This is a genomic window from Geotalea daltonii FRC-32 (assembly GCF_000022265.1).
Taxonomy (GTDB): Bacteria; Desulfobacterota; Desulfuromonadia; order Geobacterales; family Geobacteraceae; genus Geotalea; species Geotalea daltonii.
Map to the genome: position 1 here is coordinate 1,842,604 of NC_011979.1, position 19,287 is coordinate 1,861,890.

Genomic DNA, 19,287 nt, shown 5'->3' on the forward strand with positions numbered 1-19,287 from the left:
ATCCGGGGAGGTGTAATCATGAAAGACAGCAAAGAGCCCTATAGCGTCAATATTTTCAAGCCGAAGAATGGCTACATGCATGATGAGGTACGAATCATCCTGCTGATCCTTCTGGGCTGGCTGGTTATGACCTTCGGTTTTCAGCTGCTCGTGGTTCTCCTGGGGGATGTGAACGGGCAGAGTCTGCTCACCATCCGCACCTTTTTCACCCTCCCGTTCCATTTCTGGTTTACGGGCCAGTTTCTTCCCCTCTGGTTCATCATCCTCTGCATCGTTTTCAATCTCTGCATCGATCGCCTCAGTGAAAGTCACAGCCGCAGGAGAGACAGATCCTATGACTAGTGAGAACCTATCGGTCTGGCCACTCATTTTTATTGTCGGAGTTCTCATTGCCTTCGTTCTGGCGGGGCTGAGCGCCAAGGCACGGGATAGCTCAAGCTACGGTTTCGGCGGGCGATATATCGGTCGTGTCGGCGGGGGGGCTGCCATTGCCAGTAACTGGATGAGCGCGGCCAGCTTCTTGGGCCTTGCCGGCATCATCTACCTGCAGGGCTATCAGGGATTTGCCTATGTCATCGGCTGGACCGGCGGATATGTCCTGCTGCTGGTGCTGATGTCGGGGCAGATACGCCGTTTCGGCAAGTTTACCACCCCCGATTTCGTCGGCGACCGCTATGATTCCGACGCTGCCCGGTTCATTGCCGCCGTTATTTCCATTGCTATCTCCGTTATCTACAGCGTGGCCCAGTTCAAGGGCCTGGGCATGGTGTTCGCCTGGCTGCTGGGGAGCGATTACACCACCGGTCTCATGGTGGGATCAGCTGCAGTGGTGTCATACGTGGTCATCTGCGGCATGCTGGGGGTGGCGAGAAACCAGCAGATGCAATACTTCGTCCTGATCGTCTCCTTTATCGTGCCCCTGATGTTCCTGGCCTGGCGGCTCGGCTACTTCTGGATACTTCCCCAGTTCGGCTACGGGCAGGGGATTCAGGACCTGGCAACGGAATTCCATGTGGATTTCGCCGCTCCCTTTGTTTCCGGTTCCCTGTTCCAGTGGGTCGCCCTCTGTTTTACCCTCATGGTGGGCACTGCCGGACTGCCCCACATTCTCTCCCGCTTTTATGTTGTGCCCAATATCCGGGACGCACGCTGGAGCCTTGTCTGGGGGCTTTTTTTCATCGCCCTCATTTACTGGTCGGCCCCCGCCTACGCCGTTTTTGCCAAGCTGTTCGAGGCGAGAGGAGGTGCCGTGCCGGACATGGCGACCGCCAGGCAGATTGCCGACATTATAGTTCTGAAAGCTGCCCAGGGTGCGCCGGTCTGGCTTACCGGCATTCTGGCCGCCGGAGCAGTCAGCGCCACTTTTTTCACTGTGGCAGGCCTGCTCATGAACGGTGCTGCTGCCTTCTCCCATGACATCTACTACCGGCTCATCAATCCCCTCGCTTCCGAAGCCCGCAAAATGGCCATTGCCAAGGGTGCTATCCTGGCGTTGGCCGCCATAGTCTTTCTCCTGGCTTTAAAACCGTGGGCCATGATCGCCGAGATAACCGCAGTTGCTTTTGCCCTGGCAGGCAATACTTTTTTTCCCGTCTTCCTACTGGGAATCTGGTGGGGAAGGGCCAACCGCCAGGGAGCCATTGCCGGCATGCTCACCGGGATCATCATCACCTTTTCATCGCCGCTTCTGGCCAGTACGTTTCCTCTCGTGGGAAAGCTCTTCCCCCTGACCGCCTCCGCCCTTTGCGGAGCACCATTGGTTATCGCAGTTATAACAGTCGTTTCGCTGCTGACACCTCCCCCTGACGAAGAGATGCAGCGTTTTCTGGCCGAACAGGTCCACGGCATTGGTGATTTGTGATTTGTGATTGGTGATTGGTGACGGGTGACGGGTGACGGGTGACGGGTGACGGCGCGGACTACCGAGCCCGCCTGAATAAACAGGAGTAATTAGATGGCAATTTTTCTCGGCGCCAAAGGTGGCGATATCGTCGCCACCCAGAGTGCTTCCCGTCTGCTGACTGCCGTACGCGAAAAAGTGGCAGGAAAGATGGCCTATCTACTTGCCGGGGAAGATGCTGAGCTCCTCCGTAACTTGCGGTTGCGAGTGGGAGATGAGCTGGCTTTCGAAGAGGATTTTTCCCATCGTTTGGACTTGCAGTTGCAAGAATTTGCCCAGGTTGAATATGCAGATCAGCTGGCCGGCGCTTGCATCCGATTCACTTTGCTGACAAAGGAATATTTCACAAGAAGAAGCTCTGTCATTGCCTTTCACGGGCTGTGTGCAACGTTTCACGACCTGCTGTTTCGCAAGGCGCTGGTGTTGGCCCAAACCGGCGCCGGGACCATGTATCCCGACGACATACCGTGCTGTCTTTTGGCAACAGGCAGTGCCGGGCGTAAGGAGTTTATGCCGGGGACTGACTCCCGTTACTTTCTCGTTTACCCTGATTCCCAGGTGCACCATGCCGGGTACTTCGAGGAGATGAGGTACCGGCTGATCGCTCTTCTTGACCAATGCGGAATTTTCGGCGCCGGCCACCGGCCTATTGATGATGGCGGGTTGTGGAAAGGCTCTGAAAGTGAGTGGCGAAGCTGGAGTTCCAGCCAGATGCAGAGGATAGGTAAACTGGGGGAAATTCTGGCCGTACTTGGCGATCTCAGGGGAATTGCCGGTGATGAAACTTTGGCGGCCGGTTTGAAAACCATTTCCTCAGAGTTACTGGCAAAAGAGCAGGGGAAAGACCTCTATGGCCAGGCAGCAAGAAAGCTCTCTTCCATGCCGGTGGCACTGGGCATGTTCGGCAACTTCAAAACCTTACGCAGTGGCGAGCATCGTGGCATGTTCAACCTCGATGAAGCTGTCTTGAATCCACTGCTGATCAACGTGCGAATCCTTGCAGTACATCACAGCCTTGTGGAAACAGGCACCGTAGAGCGGATCAAGGGGCTTGTCAATGCCGGACATCTGGGGGTGGACCTGGCAGACAGGCTGCTGAAGGCCTATCACCTTTTTGCCGGCTACAGGATTAAACAATCCATGGAAGCGGAAGATTACAAAGTGAACGAGCTTTACCTGAATCCCGACGAATTGGGTGAAGAAGAGGCTTTCCTGTTCAAGAGCGGCCTTGAGGCGGTGATCAACCTGCAGAAGATAGTCTACCAAGTCTTTTCGGAGCAAGGGTAGGGGCGTCCCATGAAACTTTCCATATCCACAGGGACACTGTTCACCTTCCCCCTGGAAAAAGTCTTCACCATTGCCATGGAGACAGGCTTCGACGGGGTGGAACTGATCATCAACCACGAGTTCCAGAAGGTGAACAGCCGCCGTCTGATCAAGGACCTCTCGGAAATTTTGCCCGTCTTTTCCATGCACGCCCCGTTCATGCCTCTCGACGGATGGGGCACCCAGATCGATTCCCTGAAGAGATCGGTGGAAATAGCCGCCGACTGCGGGGTGAAGCTGGTTAATTTCCATCCCCCCTCATGGTTGGGAGGCGAATTCCGCTTCTGGCGCTGGCTGTACCGGATTATGGATTTTCAGGAAGAGGTGGGGCAGGAAGGAGTGATCGTCACCCTGGAAAACATGCCCTGGGTGGGGAGATTCAACATCAACCCCCACATCCTTTCCAATACGGAGAAGATGATCGATTTTCTCCACGAGAAGAACCTTTTCCTCACCTTCGACTGTACCCACATGGGCTCGGGAAAAGCCAACTTCATCAACGACTTTTACCTCTTTTACAACTCCGGCCGCATCCGCAATATCCACTTCTCCGATTACGGCCACGGCAGAGAGCACCTGCTGCCCGGGCGGGGCATTCTGCCCCTGACCCGATTTCTCAATCACTTGCGCAACACGGATTACAGCGAGACCTTGACCCTGGAACTTTCTCCCCATGAGTTTCCCAAAGACGAAAAGATCATTATCGGCAGTCTCAGGGAGATCAGGAGATACCTTGAGCGGGAGACGAGGCAGCCGAGCCCGGATGAGGTGAAGTTATAACCCCTCTAATCTTCCCCGCGATTTTCCCATGAATTTTATTCCCGTCCCTGTGAAATTCGGCTACACTGACCGGAGCAAAAATCTCCGGAGGTATGAAATTCGTTATGAAGTTCCGTCTGCTGCTGTTCGTCCTGCTGTTCTCTCTGTTTACCGCCTTTTCCGTTCACGCCGCTCAACCTGACACAAAAAAAGCCGTCCCTGCTGCACCCCAGGCGGTTAATGTGCCGATCCTGCTCTACCATCGCTTCGGTCCCACCGTTGCCGACGGCATGACCATCACCACCCCGGTATTCGAGTCCCATCTTAAATTCTTGCGCGATAACGGCTACAAGGTCATTCCCCTGCGTCAGCTGATTGACTACTATCAGAAGAAAGGGCCGGCGCCGGCGCCGAAATCGGTAGTCATCGTCGAGGATGATGCCCACAAGAGCGTTTACACCGACATGCTGCCCCTGGCCAAGAAATACAACGTGCCGGTGACGATCTTCGTCTATCCCTCCGCTATCTCCAACGCCAAGTATGCCATGACCTGGGATCAGCTGCGGGAGCTGAAAAAGACCGGGCTTTTCGACATCCAGTCCCATACCTTCTGGCATCCCAATTTTAAGCGGGAAAGAAAAAAGCTGCCGCCGGCAGAGTTCGAGAAGCTGGTTAACATTCAGCTGAAGAAGGCCAAGGAGAGGCTGGACAAGCAGTTGGGCATCTCGGTGGACATGCTCGCCTGGCCCTTCGGTATCTTCGATGATTACCTGCTGCAAAAGGCCGCCGAAGCAGGCTACAAAGCCACCTTTACCATCCAGGCCCACCATGCCGGTCCAAACGACGCCATCATGAAGCTACCCCGTTACCTGCTCATCAACGCCGACCAAGGCAAGGCCTTCGCCCAGATCGTCACCGGCGCAGCTCCGAAACGGAATATCGCGTTCTAAGTGAAAGGCTTCCCTCACCCGGCGCGTTGCGCCACCCTCTCCCGGAGGGCGAGGGTTAGCTTTTTACTCCCTCTCCCCCTGGGAGAGGGTTGGGGTGAGGGGGGTGTAAGGATTTCATATGAAAATCCCAGAAGACATTCTGCGTTGTGCTCGTGATCTGCGAGGCGCACAGACCGACGCAGAAACTCTTCTCTGGCACCTATTGCGGAACCGAAACTTTTGCGGCTACAAATTTCGCCGACAGCATCCGGTTGGTCGATACATTCTCGACTTTTTCTGCCGGGAAGCAAACCTGGCAATAGAGTTGGATGGCGGTGGCCATGGTGATGCCGATCAGTCTGAGTATGACGAACAAAGAACGAGAGAGCTTGAAGGTGCAGGAATTAAAGTCCTGCGCTTCTGGAATAATGACTTGCTCAGAAAGACCGAAACGGTCTTAGAGAGCATATACGGCGAATTGCAGCAAAGGCTTCCCTCACCCGGCGCTTCGCACCACCCTCTCCCGGAGGGCGAGGGTAAGAAAAAGCACTCCTGCCCCGACTGCCATTTCTGCCAGTGGTGCTCCGATGACCGCTGCCGCATGTGTCGGGGGAAGGGATGCGGCGGGAAGCGAAAGCTCTCCATCGCTGAGCAGATCGCCCTCTACGATGCTTTAAACCAAAAATCTTCAGTTGAAAAAAAGAGTGGTTGAGCTTCCTCGGCTCAACCACTCTTTTTTTCCTTATCCCACGAAATCGTTATTTCTTCCCCAGCTCCATGGACCGTGCCGTAGCCGCATCCACTGCCGTGATGATGGCGTTGCGGAATCCCTCTTTTTCCATGGCAACCAATCCGGCAATGGTCGTGCCACCCGGCGATGTCACCTTGTCACGGAGGACGGCGGGGTGTTCGCGGGTCTCCAGGAGCAGCTTTGCCGTGCCGAAAACCGTCTGCGCTGCCAGGCCTGTGGCCGCTTCGCGAGTCAGGCCGTTCTTTACCCCGGCGTCTGACAGTGCTTCAATAAATGTGAGCACATAGGCTGGGCCGCTGCCGGACAGCCCGGTGACGGCATCCAGCAGCTTTTCTTCCACAGTCCAGCTTTTCCCCACCATATCGAAGATGTGCCGGGCCAGGGAAAGATCTGCTGCAGTGGCATGACTGCCGGCACAGAGAGCGGAGGCTCCTTCCATGACCAGTGCCGGCGTATTTGGCATCACTCTCACAACCCGCGGCGCTCCTCCCAGGGAATTCTCGATGGCCTCGGTTTTGACCCCTGCCATGATCGATATGAACAGCTGGTCCTGGCGCACGGTCCCCTTTATGTCCTGCAGAGCCTGATTGCAGGTTTGGGGTTTGATACAGAGCAGGATGGCATTGCAGGCACCGGTGACGGCGCAGTTGTCATCGGTGACAGTCACCTCATATCGCTCCTGAAGAAAATCACGGCGTGCCCCCATGGGTTCGGCAATCAGCAGTTCCCTTGCCGGTACGCCACCGCCGATCAATCCTTTGATTAGGGCTTCCGCCATGTTGCCGCCGCCGATAAAACCGATTTTCCTGTCAGTAATCATCGAATTTCTCCAATCATGCATTCAGTTATTGGTGCTCAATAGGTAATAAATTCACCATTAAAAGTCAATAAAAAGGAACCCCCATCCGCCTTCCTGCTTTCGTCGTTGACACTGCTGCCTTTTCCATGACCTCCAGGCCACCACAACTAATAGATTTATTTTCCTTTCTTCGATGTTATTTGCATCCAAAGTTTGACCTTTTTCTGCCGCTAAAAAAGATTTGACTTGTTGAATTACTTATATTATAAACCTTAGCCGTTTGTGTCGAGATTAAACATAAAGTTTAGAAATGCTAAACAAGGCATCAGACAAAAAGTTTACCATTACTAAACCATCTTTGTGCAAAGAGGCTGAAATGGTAAACTTTGGAGGAATGCTTGAAGATCGGTGAAAGGTTGAAACGGCTGAGAATGATCAATTCCCTGACCCAGGAAGAGCTGGCAAGCCGCGCCGACCTTACCAAAGGCTATATTTCGCAGCTGGAAAACGATGCCACATCCCCATCCATTGCCACCTTGAAGGACATCATCGATGTCTTCGGCGTGAGCATGCAGGAATTTTTCAGTGAGACCATTGACGAGGATGTGGTCTACGGCAAGGACTATCGGGTGCAGGCCTCCGGTGACGACGAGAAGATCCGGGTGGAACTGCTGATTCCGGCCGCCCAGAACCGGGATATGGATCCGGCCATGGTGACCCTTGAGCCGGGTGAAGAGATGGAGGAGCAACCGTTCCACGAAGGGGAGGAGTTCGGCTTTGTCCTGAGTGGAAAGGTGCAGTTGAAGCTGGATGACAAGCTCTACACGGTGAAAAAGGACGAATGTTTCTATTTTGGCTCGGATAAAAAGCATTCGATCAAGAACATCGGCCGGACCCAGGCACGCATACTGTGGGTAGTAACGCCACCCACCTTTACCTATTGAGAGGGATGTGATCTTTACGCCATCTCGACGCGTCCTCGGAAATCCCTTTGTGCGGGTGCGCCGACCTGACGCAAATCTCGCATCCCTGTGGCAGTATCGCTTTTAAAAACCTATGGGGCGCCATATTTGCGCGCTGACGAGCCGGCGTCGTCAGCGCGCAAATATGGCGGCCCTTTCTATGGAGGAGTTGCCATGAGCAATGTACTGATTATTGGTGCCGGGGGTGTCGGCCAGGTCGTTACCCACAAATGCGCCCAGCGCAGAGACATCTTCAGCGAGATCACTCTTGCCTCGCGTACCAAAGCCAAATGCGATGCCATTGCCGACCAGTTGGGGGGCAGCATCAAGACCTCCCAGGTGGATGCGGACAACGTGCCCGAGCTAGTGGCCCTGATCAAGCAGGTGCAGCCGAAACTGGTAATCAACGTGGCGCTGCCGTACCAGGACCTGCACATCATGGATGCCTGCCTGGAAACCGGCGTCGATTACCTGGATACCGCCAACTACGAGCCGCTGGACACGGCCAGGTTCGAGTATTCCTGGCAGTGGGCCTATCAGGACCGCTTCAAGGAGAAGGGGCTCATGGCGCTGCTCGGCTCCGGCTTCGACCCGGGCGTGACCAACGTCTATACGGCCCTTGCCGCCAAGAAATATCTGGATGTGATCGAGGAGCTGGACATCATCGATGCCAACGCCGGCTCCCACGGCCAGCCCTTTGCCACCAACTTCAATCCGGAGATCAACATCCGTGAGGTAACCGCCACCTGCCGCCACTGGGAAAACGGTGCTTTTCAGGAGTCCCCGGCGCTATCCACCAAGCGGGTCTTCGACTTCCCCGAGGGGATCGGGCCGATGAACATCTACCGTCTCTACCACGAGGAGATGGAGTCCATCGTCAGGCACATCCCGACCATCAAGAAGGCCCAGTTCTGGATGACCTTCTCCGATAACTACCTGAAGCACCTGGAGGTGCTGCAGAACGTGGGAATGACCCGCATCGACGAAGTGGAGTTCCAGGGGCAGAAGATCGTACCCATCCAGTTCCTGAAGGCGCTCCTCCCCGATCCGGGGAGCCTGGGACCACTGACCAAGGGAAAAACCTGCATCGGCGTCATTGCACGGGGATTGAAAGACGGCAAGCGCAAGCAGGTCTATATCTACAACATCTGCGACCACGAGGCCTGCTACAAAGAGGTCAAATCCCAGGCCATCAGCTACACCACCGGCGTCCCGGCGGTTGTGGGCGCCATCATGATGCTGACCGGCAAATGGCATGGACCCGGGGTCTGGAACATGGAGCAGTTCGATCCGGAGGTCTTTTTAGCAGAACTCGGACCGATGGGGCTGCCGACGGTGGTGGTGGAAGGGGAGTGGCCGGAACTGTAGCGTTTTTCACCACGAAGGCACGAAGAGCACGAAGTTGTCATGATCTTTTTCTTCGTGCCCTTCGTGTTCTTCGTGGTGAGTGAGGTTTTTTCTTTTGACCGGTATCGATATAGACAAAATCCTTAAGCTGGCTCCATCCCCCGCCTATGTGGTGGACCTGGGACGGCTGCGCCATAACCTGGCTATCCTCGATGATGTGCAGAAGCGAAGTGGGGCCAAGATCCTTCTGGCGCTGAAGGCTTTCTCCATGTGGTCGGTGTTTCCCATTATCCGGGAGACACTCTATGGGGTCTGCGCCAGCAGTCCATGGGAGGCGCGGCTTGGGCGGGAAGAGTTCGACCGCGAGGTGCATTCCTTTGCCGCAGCATTCAAGGAAAGGGATGTGGTTGAGCTGTTGCCGCTCTCCAATCACTTGGTTTTCAACTCTTTCAACCAGCTGGAGCGGTTTCGCCCCCTGTGGGAAAAGGAGCGGGGCAGGGTGTCGGTTGGGTTGCGTGTAAACCCGGAACATTCCGAGGGGCATACGGCCATCTACGATCCATGTGCGGTCAATTCCCGGCTGGGCATCCCCCGACGGGAATTCGAAGGTCGGTCGTTGGAGGGGGTTGAAGGGCTTCATTTTCACACCCTCTGCGAGCAGCTGTTCGAGCCCCTGGAGCGGACAGTCAAAGTATTCGACGAGAAATTCGGCTCCTTCATGCCGGGTATGAAGTGGCTGAACCTGGGGGGCGGCCACCACATCACCCGTGAAGGCTACGATATCGATGGCCTGGTGGAGCTGGTCAAACACCTGAAGGCTAAGTACGATGTGGAGGTTTACCTGGAACCGGGCGAGGCTATCGCCATCGGTACCGGCATTCTGGTCGGCGAGGTGATGGACGTGGTGAAGAACGGCATGGATATCGCCATTCTGGATGTTTCCGCCACCTGCCATATGCCTGATGTGCTGGAAATGCCGTACCGTCCCGGCATCACGGGCGGTTTCGACCCTGGTGTCAAGGAGCATACCTACCGCCTGGGCGGGCCGTCATGTCTGGCAGGGGACGTGATCGGCGACTGGTCATTCGAAAAACCGCTGCAGCCTGGAGACCGGCTGGCTTTCGAAGACATGTCCCACTACACCATGGTGAAAACCACCACCTTTAACGGCATCCAGCACCCGGCCATCTGTACGTATGAACCGGAGACGGAGGAGCTGAAGGTGGTGCGGCAGTTTGATTATTCTGATTTCAAGAGCAGGTTGTCGTAACGTTTTTCTGTCCCCCTTTGACAAAGGGGGACAGAGGGGGATTTGTCTTTGGTATCCGGACAAAATCCCCCCTTACCCCCCCTTTTATAAAGGGGGGATTCGCATTATAAAGGTGGCAATGTATGGAACGCTGGAACATCAACGATTCTTCTAAAATCTACAACCTGGACAACTGGGGAGCGGATCTCTTTTCCATTAACAAGAAAGGGAATGTCTGCGTGCATCCATCCCCCAGTTCCAAGAGTTCCATTGACCTGCGGGTGTTGGTTGACGACCTGATCAAGCGGAAGATCAAACCTCCCATTCTGCTTCGCTTCATGGACGTGCTCCAGGGACGCATTGCCAGCATTAACCGGGCGTTTAAAAGTGCCATCTCGGAAAATGACTACCCGGCAAAGTACCAGACTTTCTTTCCGATCAAGGTCAACCAGCAGCGTCAGGTGGTGGAAGCGATTGCCAGCTACGGCAAACGTTACAATATCGGTCTCGAAGTCGGTTCCAAGCCGGAGCTGGTGGCCGGCATCTCCATCTCCAGCGGCAACAACCTGCCTATCATCTGCAACGGCTACAAGGACAGTGAGTATATAGAAACCGTGCTCTATGCCACAGCCATCGGCTACGACATCACTCTGGTCATTGAAAAGCTCTTCGAACTGGAGAAGGTTATCGAGCTGGTGAAGAAGACCGGTATCCAGCCGCGGCTGGGCATCCGCGTCAAGCTTTCCTCCAAGGGGACTGGCAAATGGGCAACTTCTGGAGGGGAGGATGCCAAATTCGGCCTGCGCATGTCGGAGATCATCGCTGCCATCGACCTTCTGGAAGAGAACGGCCTCCTCGACCGGGTCAAGCTGATCCATTTCCACATCGGCAGCCAGATCACCAAGATCGACAAGATCAAGACCGCCCTCATCGAAGGTGCACGGGTCTACACCGAACTGCGCAAGATGGGGATGGGGATAGAATTCGTGGATATCGGCGGCGGATTGGGGGTCGATTATGACGGCTCCAAGTCCAGCTACTTTTCCAGCGTCAACTATTCCGTCGAGGAATATGCCAACGACGTCATCTATCAAATCAAGAATATCTGCGACGATGCCGGGGTGGAATGCCCCAACATCATCTCCGAGTCGGGCCGCGCTACCGTTGCCCATTACTCGGTGCTGGTGACCAACGTGCTCAATACCAATACCCAGCGCCTTACCCCTGATTTCGAGGAGGAACTGGCAGCGGCGGAGAAACTGGCGCCGACGGTGAAGAAGCTGGTGGATATCCACAAAAGCATCGACCGCTATAGCCTGCGTGAGGATTACCACGACACCGTGCAGCTGATCCAGGAGGCGGTGAGCCTTTTCAACCTGGGCTACCTGACCCTGAATGAACGGGCCATGGCCGAATGGCTCTACGGCAAGATCATCAAGAAGATCAACAGCATCGTCGAGAAGATCAAGCCGATCCCCGAGGAGCTGCAGAATTTCCAGTTGGCGCTACGGCAGACCTATTTCGCCAACTTTTCCCTCTTCCAGTCGATCCCCGACTCCTGGGCCATCGATCAACTCTTCCCCATCGTGCCTATTCAGCGCCTCAATCAGAAGCCGGACGTTATCGCCTCCATCGCGGACATCACCTGCGATTCGGACGGGGAGATCACCAGCTTTGTCGGGGAGAACGGCCGGACCAAGTTCCTTCCCCTGCACAAGATCCGCAAGGACGAAGATTATTACATCGGCTTCTTCCTCATCGGCGCATACCAGGAGATTTTGGGGGACATGCACAACCTGTTCGGCGACACCAATGCCGTACACATTACCTTCAACAAGAAAACAGGCTACATGATCGACACGGTCATTAACGGTGACGCCTGCTGGGAGAGTCTCAAGTATGTCCAGTACAAGGGGCCAGAGATCCTGAAGCGGGTCAGGGAGCATCTTGAGAAGGGAGTGGCCCAGCGCAAGGTCTCCATCGAGGAAAGCAGCCACTTCATCGAGCTGTTGGACCGGACGCTGCTAGGATACACCTACCTCGGGGAGTGAGCGAAGGTCTATGAAAACTTGTGTCCTTCGTGACTTCGTGGTGGATTAGAAAAAAACCAAAACCTTTATCACCACTAAGACACTAAGAGCACTAAGGAAAACCCTTTGCAAGGGCAAAAACCAAAACCGCTACCACGAAGAGCACGAAGAAAATCTTTAAGGTTGATTCTCTTAGTGTCCTTGGTGGTTGGTTAGAGCCCCTCTTCGAAGCGCAGGCTGGTTGCCCGCGCTTTTTTGTTGGGTAAACTTTGAACCACTGTTCCCATTGGAGGTTCCCGTGTTCCGCGGCATTACCGGCAATGTCCTCATTCTCGGTATAGTCAGTTTCTTGACTGACGTTTCCAGCGAAATGATCTATCCGCTCTTGCCGCTGTTTCTCACCACCGTCCTCGGTGGCGGGCCTGCCTTTCTCGGTATCATCGAAGGGGTTGCGGAGTCCACGGCCTCATTCCTCAAGCTTTTTTCCGGCATCGTTTCCGACCGGGTGACAAACCGGCAGAGGCTTGTTTTCTGGGGCTACACGCTTTCCTCTGTTGCCCGCCCCCTGATGGCCGTTGCCACAGCCTCCTGGGCAGTACTGCTGATCCGCTTTTCCGATCGGATAGGAAAGGGGATCAGAACGTCGCCACGGGATGCCCTCATTGCCGATTCTGTAGATCCATCACTGCGGGGCAAGGCCTTTGGCTTTCACCGTTCCATGGACCATGCAGGTGCTGTTATCGGTCCTCTCATTGCCACCTTTCTTCTGGCCTACGTCATCAAGGACTTGCGGACCGTATTCTGGCTGGCGGCTATCCCCGGCCTGCTGGCGGTACTGATGATCATGCTGCGGGTCAAGGATGTCCCCCGCACCAGAAAGGAGAGCGACGGCCGTTTTCTCCAGGCCGTTCCCAAAGGAAGTTTAAGAACCTATCTGCTTATCCTTTTCCTCTTTACCCTTGGCAACTCTTCCGATGCATTTCTCCTGCTCAAGGCGGGTCAGCTCGGCGTTACTCCGGCACGCATTCCGCTGCTCTGGACCTTTTTCCATGTGATCAAGATGACTTCCTCCATGCCCTTCGGCGCCCTCTCGGACCGGATTGGCCGTCGCGGCATAATCCTCAGTGGTTGGGGGATCTATGTCCTGACCTACCTGGGCTTTGCCCTGGCCGTAACTGAACTCCAGGTATGGCTTCTCTTCGCCTTCTATGGGCTCTTCTATGGTCTCACAGAAGGGGTCGAAAAAGCACTTTTGATGGATATTGCACCGACAAACGAGCGTGGGACCGCCTTTGGCTGGTACAATTTCGCCATCGGCGCCGGCGCGCTGCCCGCAAGCCTCCTCTTCGGCTTTGTCTGGCAACTGGCGGGGGCCGGGGCTGCCTTTACCTTAGGCGCCAGCCTGGCTGCCGTTGCTGCCTTGCTTATGTTTTTCTTCATAAAAACGGCAAATCCGCCGGTGCGCTAGACTGTCCCCAGGCTTCTACTCAGTTTTCGAAGTTTCTGTTCGATAATCCAGCCTCTGAATTCAATCCACCGATAGAAGAAAATCTCCCTCCCCATATTTTTCGCTCAAGTTTTCAACTCTCCCTGTCGACTAGGTAACGGTGCGGCCGATTCGGTCATAAGACTGCTAAAGCCGCCAGTATTCCGGCCATACATGTCAACTATGTGACGTCAGTATCTTGACTTGTGGCAGGGGGGGCACCGCCCTGTTATCGTCCAGTAAACCTGTTTTTTAATCTTTCACAAATTCGGCACGATAAGCCAGCAAGCTATCGGGCGGGGTGTTTGTTGCTTGGTTTTGGCTGATTAAATGCCGTTAACTGAAGTTGGCAGGAAATATGCTGAGTTATCTGATATTTGTCCTGCGTGGGTAATTGTTGACAAGACTCCTTTTTTTCATTAAAACCAAATGCCCCTGCTGTTTAAGGCATTACATGTGGAGGAGGTGATCGGTAACCGTAAGCAGCAGCTTGTTATGTTTCAGATGTATTAACGCAAGGAAAGGAGGTTCAATTAATGGGGATTAAAGGGTTATTACGAATGCTTCTGTTCTGCTCTCTGCTCAGCGCTTCAACAGGCTTGGCGGCTGAGATCCACGGCAGAAGTTCCACCCAGTTTCTCTCGTTTAGTAACGAACTGTTGGATGACAAACGCCAGATCGAGCTGAACGAGTATCTGCGATTCTCTATCACCAACATCGACAAGGCCGGCAAATTTTCCATCCACGGCTACGGCAGAGCCTCGCAGGACTTCACCAATGGAGAAGGCCTGAACGGCCGGCTTTACTACCTGTATGGTGAGTATCGCGACCTCTTTGACAAGGCAGATATCAAGATCGGCCGTCAATTTGTCAATCTGGCTGCGGGAAGCGCCATCATCGACGGCGGTCAGGTTGACGTGAAAAATGTCGGTCCTGTCGCCTTTACCATCCTTGGCGGGCGAGATGTCCAGTTCGGGATTAACGGTGAGATTGGCGACGCTACCAATACCGTTCTGGGGATGGGCGCCTACCTGACCGGCTTCAAGAACACCGATGCGGAAGTCAGCTGGTTCCGCAAGTGGGATCAGGGTGACATCGCCAGGGATATTCTCGGCCTGTCCGGCAAACAGTACCTGTTCAACAACGTCAAGGTCTATGGTAACGCCAGGTATGACCTCACTGCCGAAACCTTCAACGAGGTGCAGGGGGGCTTGAAGTTTTATCCCCTCTCAAACCTGATCTTTACCGGTGAATATTACCAGAGCTATGCCACCTTCGACACCACTTCTTTCTACTCGGTGTTTGCCGTTGATCAGTATCAGGAAGGCCTCTTCCGGGTCGACTATACCTTCAACGACATGGTCTCCGTCAACGGCGGCTACAATCGCCAGTTCTATGGCGAAGGCGCCCATGCCAATGTCTATCATGTGGGCCTTTCCCTGCGTCCCATCGAACCACTCCGGGTCAATGTGGAATACGACAACCGCAATGGCTACTACGGTAGTACCAACGGCGGCATAATCGATGCTTCCTACGACATCAACAAAGCTGCTCAGGTTGCAGGTGGTATTACCTATGACGTTTACCAGCGGGATTCTTTGACGGGAGACGAGATAGCCCGTCGGTACTGGCTGGGTGGAAAATACAAAATAGCAAAGAATATGGCGGTATCCGGCCGTATTCAAGATGATGTCAATGCCCGTTACAGCACAAACGTTTCCGGACGTGTGACGTTCGATTACGATTTTTAGAAAGGAGGTGCCACTGTGAAGAAATTGTTGTTTATATGTATGCTTCTGCTGATGTCTGCTCTTTATGTGCAGCAGGCGACGGCTCAGAAGCAGCCCCACAAGGAATATGCCGAATCCAAGCTTTCCGAGTGTGCCAGCTGCCACAAGGCTGAAGGCATATCCCCCACCCATGATGGCGACTGGGTGCGCAGTCACCGGACCCTGGCAAGCAAGGCCGGCAACAATTGCGCCCAATGCCACGACCAGTCTTACTGTCTGGATTGCCATAAGGGTGGTGGAATAAACGCCGACCTGTCGGTGGACAATTTCGGCCGTGATTATGTGCCCAAAAGCCATCGCAGCGATTTTGTCAACATCCATCCAATCAAGGCACAGGATAATCCCCAGACATGCTACCGTTGCCATGACCAGAAATTCTGCAACGCCTGTCATGACCGCTTCCCTAAAGGAAGCATGCGCATCAAGTCGCACTTGATGTCAGGCAATACCCAGTCCATAAACAGCGTTGCTTTTGGTGAGCATCCTGCCGAGGCACGTCGTAACCTGCAGTCCTGCCAAGCCTGTCATCCGGATGGCGATGTCTGTATTCAATGCCACAGTGCGAAAACCAGTGGAACTAACCCCCATCCCCGCAACTGGAGAAGCATCAGCAATAACTACAAGGACAAAGCAGGAAGCAAAGTCTGTACTAAATGTCATCTGCCCGGAACCTATTGATAGTTAAATAAACCAAGGAGGATACAGCATGAGTAGAAACATTTTCAGTTATTCGGCAGTAATTGCTTCACTCCTCGCGACGGCGCTGTTCGCCGGTTGTGGAACAAGCAACAAAGAGGGCAACCTCTCGGCAGCCGATGTGGCAAAAGTTGAGGAAACGGCATGTGCACAATGTCACAGCACCGCTATCGACCATATCGCCGGTACTCCCATTTACGATGCCTACCTGCAGTCAGCCCACTTCACCAACAACTTCCGTGTTGTAGGCTGCCAGGACTGTCACGGTGGCGGCGCACAGCATAACGGCGTCGGGCCTCTCCCCTATCCCAATCCTGACGCAGCAGGCAAGTGCTTCGAATGCCACGAGAAATATCTGCCGACAAACCATTTTGCCTCTTACACGGCAGCTGCTCATCCCGGCCAGTACGTGAGCACCAACTACAAAAATTCCTGTACCAGCTGTCATGATCCCCATTTAGCCCAAAACGGCATACTTAATGGTGAGATCAATACGGTCACCGGTCTGCCGAAGGGCACAGAGCACACGGACTGGGCCGAGTCCGGTCACGGTGAAGTTGATGGCGAAGCTTGGGCCCACTATGATTTCAAGCTTAGAGACAACTGCAACCGCTGCCACACCTCGACCGGCTACATTACCTATGTCAGCTCAAACTATGCTTATCCCGTACCTGCCTGGGGAACTGCCGGGGACAAGACCAACGAGGTCCTGACCTGTAAAGCCTGCCACACGGACTACAACTTCAAGAACCGCATCCGTCGTGCGGGGGCATTTTCCGCACCCTTCAACGGCAATAAAAATCCCATCGCCTTTCCCGATTCCGGAACCTCCAACCTGTGTATCGCCTGCCATAGCGGGTACGAGAGCGGCGGTGCCATCGGTGGCTTTACCGGAACTCTTACCGCCCTTACGGGGGATATGGATACCAAATCAGCCGTCAACTCCCATTATCTGGCTGCAGCAGCATTGTTTTACGGCAAATCAGCCTTCCATTTCTACACATCAAATGTCAAGTATGACACTGGCTATAACACCGGCAAGAACTTCGGTACCTGGAGCCATGGCAGACTGGGCATGATCGATCCGGCGACCAACCAGCCTTATGTTGCTTCCGGTGTCTCTACCGGTGAAGATGGTCCCTGTGTAGCCTGTCACCTGGGCTCCGTCAACGGCAACACCAAAACCCATACCTTGAGCGCTTCTGAGACATGGAATGCCCAGGGCAGATGTTTCGGCTGCCATAGCAACTTTGCAGCAGAAGGTGGCGTTGATGCCGTCATCGAAGAAGAAAAAGAGCTTTTCGACAGGGGGCTGGACTTCTATCTCTTTACCCTGGCCAACCACAATATAGGCAACAAAACCCCTATCTACTATGACGTGACCACCTATCCGTACTTCCACAAGTCACTGCCTGCCAAAAGGGGCACAACCGACTTCAAGACCTGGACCATGGGCACGGCTGACAGCACCATCGGTAAGCAGGTCATGGGCGTTGCATTCAACTACAACCTGATCAACAGGGAGAAAGGCGCCCACGTCCATAACCGCGCTTACACACGTCGACTGATGTTTGACGGGATCCAGTACCTGCAGAAGGGTGCAAATACTTACTCTACCTCCACAGGTTCCATTGGTGGAACCGCTGACCCCAATGCCCAGCTATCCTTCACGGGATACTCAACGGCAGTGGCTGCAGGAACTCGTCCGGCTAACCCTGTCAGCATTTCAACCCTCAAAGGCTGGCTGCTGAGATCGTCCGGTGGTCTGTACTACAGAAGGTAATATTGTTTATCTGCTGTAACTAGAAACCCCGCTTCGCAAGAAGCGGGGTTTTTTTATCGCTGAGGATCTTTTTCTGTGCAAATCTTTGGGCCGCGGATAAAATAGGTTCTGCGGCAGAAAATATGAGCGATACCTTCAAAAAAAATAGCGCGGTCTGTGCTGCCTTCGGGCTATCCCTGGCTCTGCATGTGGCCCTGTTTTTCCCGTTTACCGATTACGGCAGCTACAACTTTGCCAGGCCAGTGTCTTCGGCCGGAGCGGTCATGGTCGATCTGGCAATGGCCCAAGGTAAATCAGCGGCCAAGTCCCATGTGGCTAAAACATCATCGGCCGGTGCAAAAGCCTGGAAGCCTTCAGTGTCTCGTGCAGCACTCTTCCACGACACACATGCAGATCAAGAAGCGCTTTCCGGTGGACCTGCTGCCGAGCAAACCACTACCATCCCTGCAGACCAAGCAGCATCGAAAAAAGAAACAAGCACCGAGCACCTTTCCAAGCCCCTGCTGCAAGAATTGCCTCCTCCCCTGCGCACGGCCGGCGAGTTCACCACCACATCCCATGAACGGCTCAACTACCGCATCAGCCTTCTGGGAATGCCCATCGGCGTTGCCGAACTGGAGGCGAAAAACGACAAAGGGGAAATGAAAATTTCCCTGAAGGTAAAATCCACTCCTGCCATTTCCGCCGTTTACCCGGTCGATGACCTGATCGAGACCCGCCACATCGCCGGCAACTTCATCATTACCAAGATCAAGCAGCAGGAAGGGAACTTCAGGAGCCATCGGGGCTTCACCATCTTTCTACGTGACAAGAGTGTCTTCTGGATCGACCTTTTGCGCAATCGCAGTAGCAGGGAAACCATTCCCAATTCCCAGGTGCTCGATCTCATGTCTGCCTTTTATTACCTGAGGAACCGTCCGCTGCAGATCGGCAGCACGGAAGAGCTCCATGTTTATGACAGTGATACCTATGCTTCGGTCCCGGTGGAAATCCTCCGTCGCGAGCGGATCAGCCTGCCCGGATTCAGGCACTCGGAAACGCTGGTGGTGAAGCCCAACCTGAAGACCGACGGCATCTTCAAGAGAACCGGCGATGTGACCATCTGGCTTACTGACGACGACTACCATGTGCCAGTGCGCATGGAAACAAGCATACCCCTCGGCAAGATCACGGCAGAACTGGTTTCGTCCCAGGTGGACAAGCTGGAACCGGCTACACCCATTACTTCCGCCCCCCCGTTACCCAAAGGGGTAACGCCCTAAACAACTCAAAGCTCTCTTCTTCACCTTCAATCCCCGTTTTATTCGTGTCCATTCGTGTCATTCGTGGCTACAGCATGCCTTGAAAAGCTTTTTTTTGCCACTAATTTCACGAATCTGCACGAATGTTAACATCTAAATTAAACTGATTAACACCTACCTTCCGTAACTAGGAAAATAATTTTCCCGAGTGGTGGAATAATAGAGAAAGGATGGTAAAT

The 19,287-nt window shown here is 54.2% G+C and carries 16 protein-coding genes; 15 read left to right on the forward strand and 1 reads right to left on the reverse strand.

Features of this window, described 5'->3' with window-relative positions; translation table 11 throughout:
- Window positions 1-18 precede the first annotated feature (18 nt).
- The 6 genes from GEOB_RS08300 to GEOB_RS20585 all read left to right on the forward strand — a co-directional run bounded on the left by GEOB_RS08300 (window position 19) and on the right by GEOB_RS20585 (window position 5,626).
- A complete protein-coding gene (locus GEOB_RS08300; RefSeq protein WP_012646755.1) occupies window positions 19-342 on the forward strand; it encodes a DUF4212 domain-containing protein in 324 nt (107 codons plus the stop codon).
- Window positions 335-1,861 carry a VC_2705 family sodium/solute symporter gene (locus GEOB_RS08305; protein WP_012646756.1) on the forward strand — a complete coding sequence of 509 codons (1,527 nt, stop codon included), beginning with the start codon at window positions 335-337 and terminating at the stop codon, window positions 1,859-1,861. The genes GEOB_RS08300 and GEOB_RS08305 overlap by 8 nt, the downstream gene beginning before the upstream one ends.
- 93 nt (window positions 1,862-1,954) lie before the next feature.
- Window positions 1,955-3,187 carry a putative nucleotidyltransferase substrate binding domain-containing protein gene (locus GEOB_RS08310; protein WP_012646757.1) on the forward strand — a complete coding sequence of 411 codons (1,233 nt, stop codon included), beginning with the start codon at window positions 1,955-1,957 and terminating at the stop codon, window positions 3,185-3,187.
- Between the two features lie 9 nt (window positions 3,188-3,196).
- Window positions 3,197-4,006, forward strand: a complete 810-nt coding sequence (locus GEOB_RS08315) for a sugar phosphate isomerase/epimerase family protein (RefSeq protein WP_012646758.1) — start codon at window positions 3,197-3,199, stop codon at window positions 4,004-4,006.
- 104 nt (window positions 4,007-4,110) lie between these two features.
- Window positions 4,111-4,935, forward strand: coding sequence for a polysaccharide deacetylase family protein (locus GEOB_RS08320; protein WP_012646759.1), 825 nt, complete (start codon window positions 4,111-4,113; stop codon window positions 4,933-4,935).
- Between the two features lie 118 nt (window positions 4,936-5,053).
- On the forward strand, window positions 5,054-5,626 hold the full coding sequence (locus GEOB_RS20585; protein WP_012646760.1) for an endonuclease domain-containing protein: 573 nt from the start codon (window positions 5,054-5,056) through the stop codon (window positions 5,624-5,626).
- A 46-nt stretch (window positions 5,627-5,672) separates the two neighbouring features.
- On the opposite strand, the gene proC is transcribed toward GEOB_RS20585, so the two are convergent.
- Window positions 5,673-6,485 (reverse strand): pyrroline-5-carboxylate reductase, encoded by an 813-nt coding sequence (proC, locus tag GEOB_RS08330; protein ID WP_012646761.1) that lies wholly within the window; start codon window positions 6,483-6,485, stop codon window positions 5,673-5,675.
- 377 nt (window positions 6,486-6,862) lie between these two features.
- Between proC and GEOB_RS08335 the strand changes: the two genes are divergently transcribed.
- From GEOB_RS08335 to GEOB_RS08375, 9 genes are all read left to right on the forward strand, one after another.
- Window positions 6,863-7,408 carry a helix-turn-helix domain-containing protein gene (locus GEOB_RS08335; protein WP_012646762.1) on the forward strand — a complete coding sequence of 182 codons (546 nt, stop codon included), beginning with the start codon at window positions 6,863-6,865 and terminating at the stop codon, window positions 7,406-7,408.
- A gap of 192 nt (window positions 7,409-7,600) precedes the next feature.
- Window positions 7,601-8,794 (forward strand): saccharopine dehydrogenase family protein, encoded by a 1,194-nt coding sequence (locus GEOB_RS08340; RefSeq protein WP_012646763.1) that lies wholly within the window; start codon window positions 7,601-7,603, stop codon window positions 8,792-8,794.
- 94 nt (window positions 8,795-8,888) lie between these two features.
- Window positions 8,889-10,043, forward strand: a complete 1,155-nt coding sequence (gene nspC, locus GEOB_RS08345; RefSeq protein WP_012646764.1) for a carboxynorspermidine decarboxylase — start codon at window positions 8,889-8,891, stop codon at window positions 10,041-10,043.
- Between the two features lie 122 nt (window positions 10,044-10,165).
- A complete protein-coding gene (gene speA, locus GEOB_RS08350) occupies window positions 10,166-12,073 on the forward strand; it encodes an arginine decarboxylase (RefSeq protein WP_012646765.1) in 1,908 nt (635 codons plus the stop codon).
- A gap of 277 nt (window positions 12,074-12,350) precedes the next feature.
- Entirely contained in the window at window positions 12,351-13,520 is a 1,170-nt protein-coding gene (locus tag GEOB_RS08355; protein ID WP_012646766.1) for an MFS transporter, read from the forward strand.
- 554 nt (window positions 13,521-14,074) lie between these two features.
- A complete protein-coding gene (locus GEOB_RS08360) occupies window positions 14,075-15,289 on the forward strand; it encodes a hypothetical protein (RefSeq protein ID WP_012646767.1) in 1,215 nt (404 codons plus the stop codon).
- 15 nt (window positions 15,290-15,304) lie between these two features.
- On the forward strand, window positions 15,305-16,006 hold the full coding sequence (locus GEOB_RS08365; RefSeq protein WP_012646768.1) for a cytochrome c3 family protein: 702 nt from the start codon (window positions 15,305-15,307) through the stop codon (window positions 16,004-16,006).
- 28 nt (window positions 16,007-16,034) lie between these two features.
- Entirely contained in the window at window positions 16,035-17,807 is a 1,773-nt protein-coding gene (locus GEOB_RS08370; protein WP_012646769.1) for a hypothetical protein, read from the forward strand.
- A gap of 122 nt (window positions 17,808-17,929) precedes the next feature.
- Entirely contained in the window at window positions 17,930-19,069 is a 1,140-nt protein-coding gene (locus GEOB_RS08375; protein WP_012646770.1) for a DUF3108 domain-containing protein, read from the forward strand.
- Window positions 19,070-19,287 lie beyond the last annotated feature (218 nt).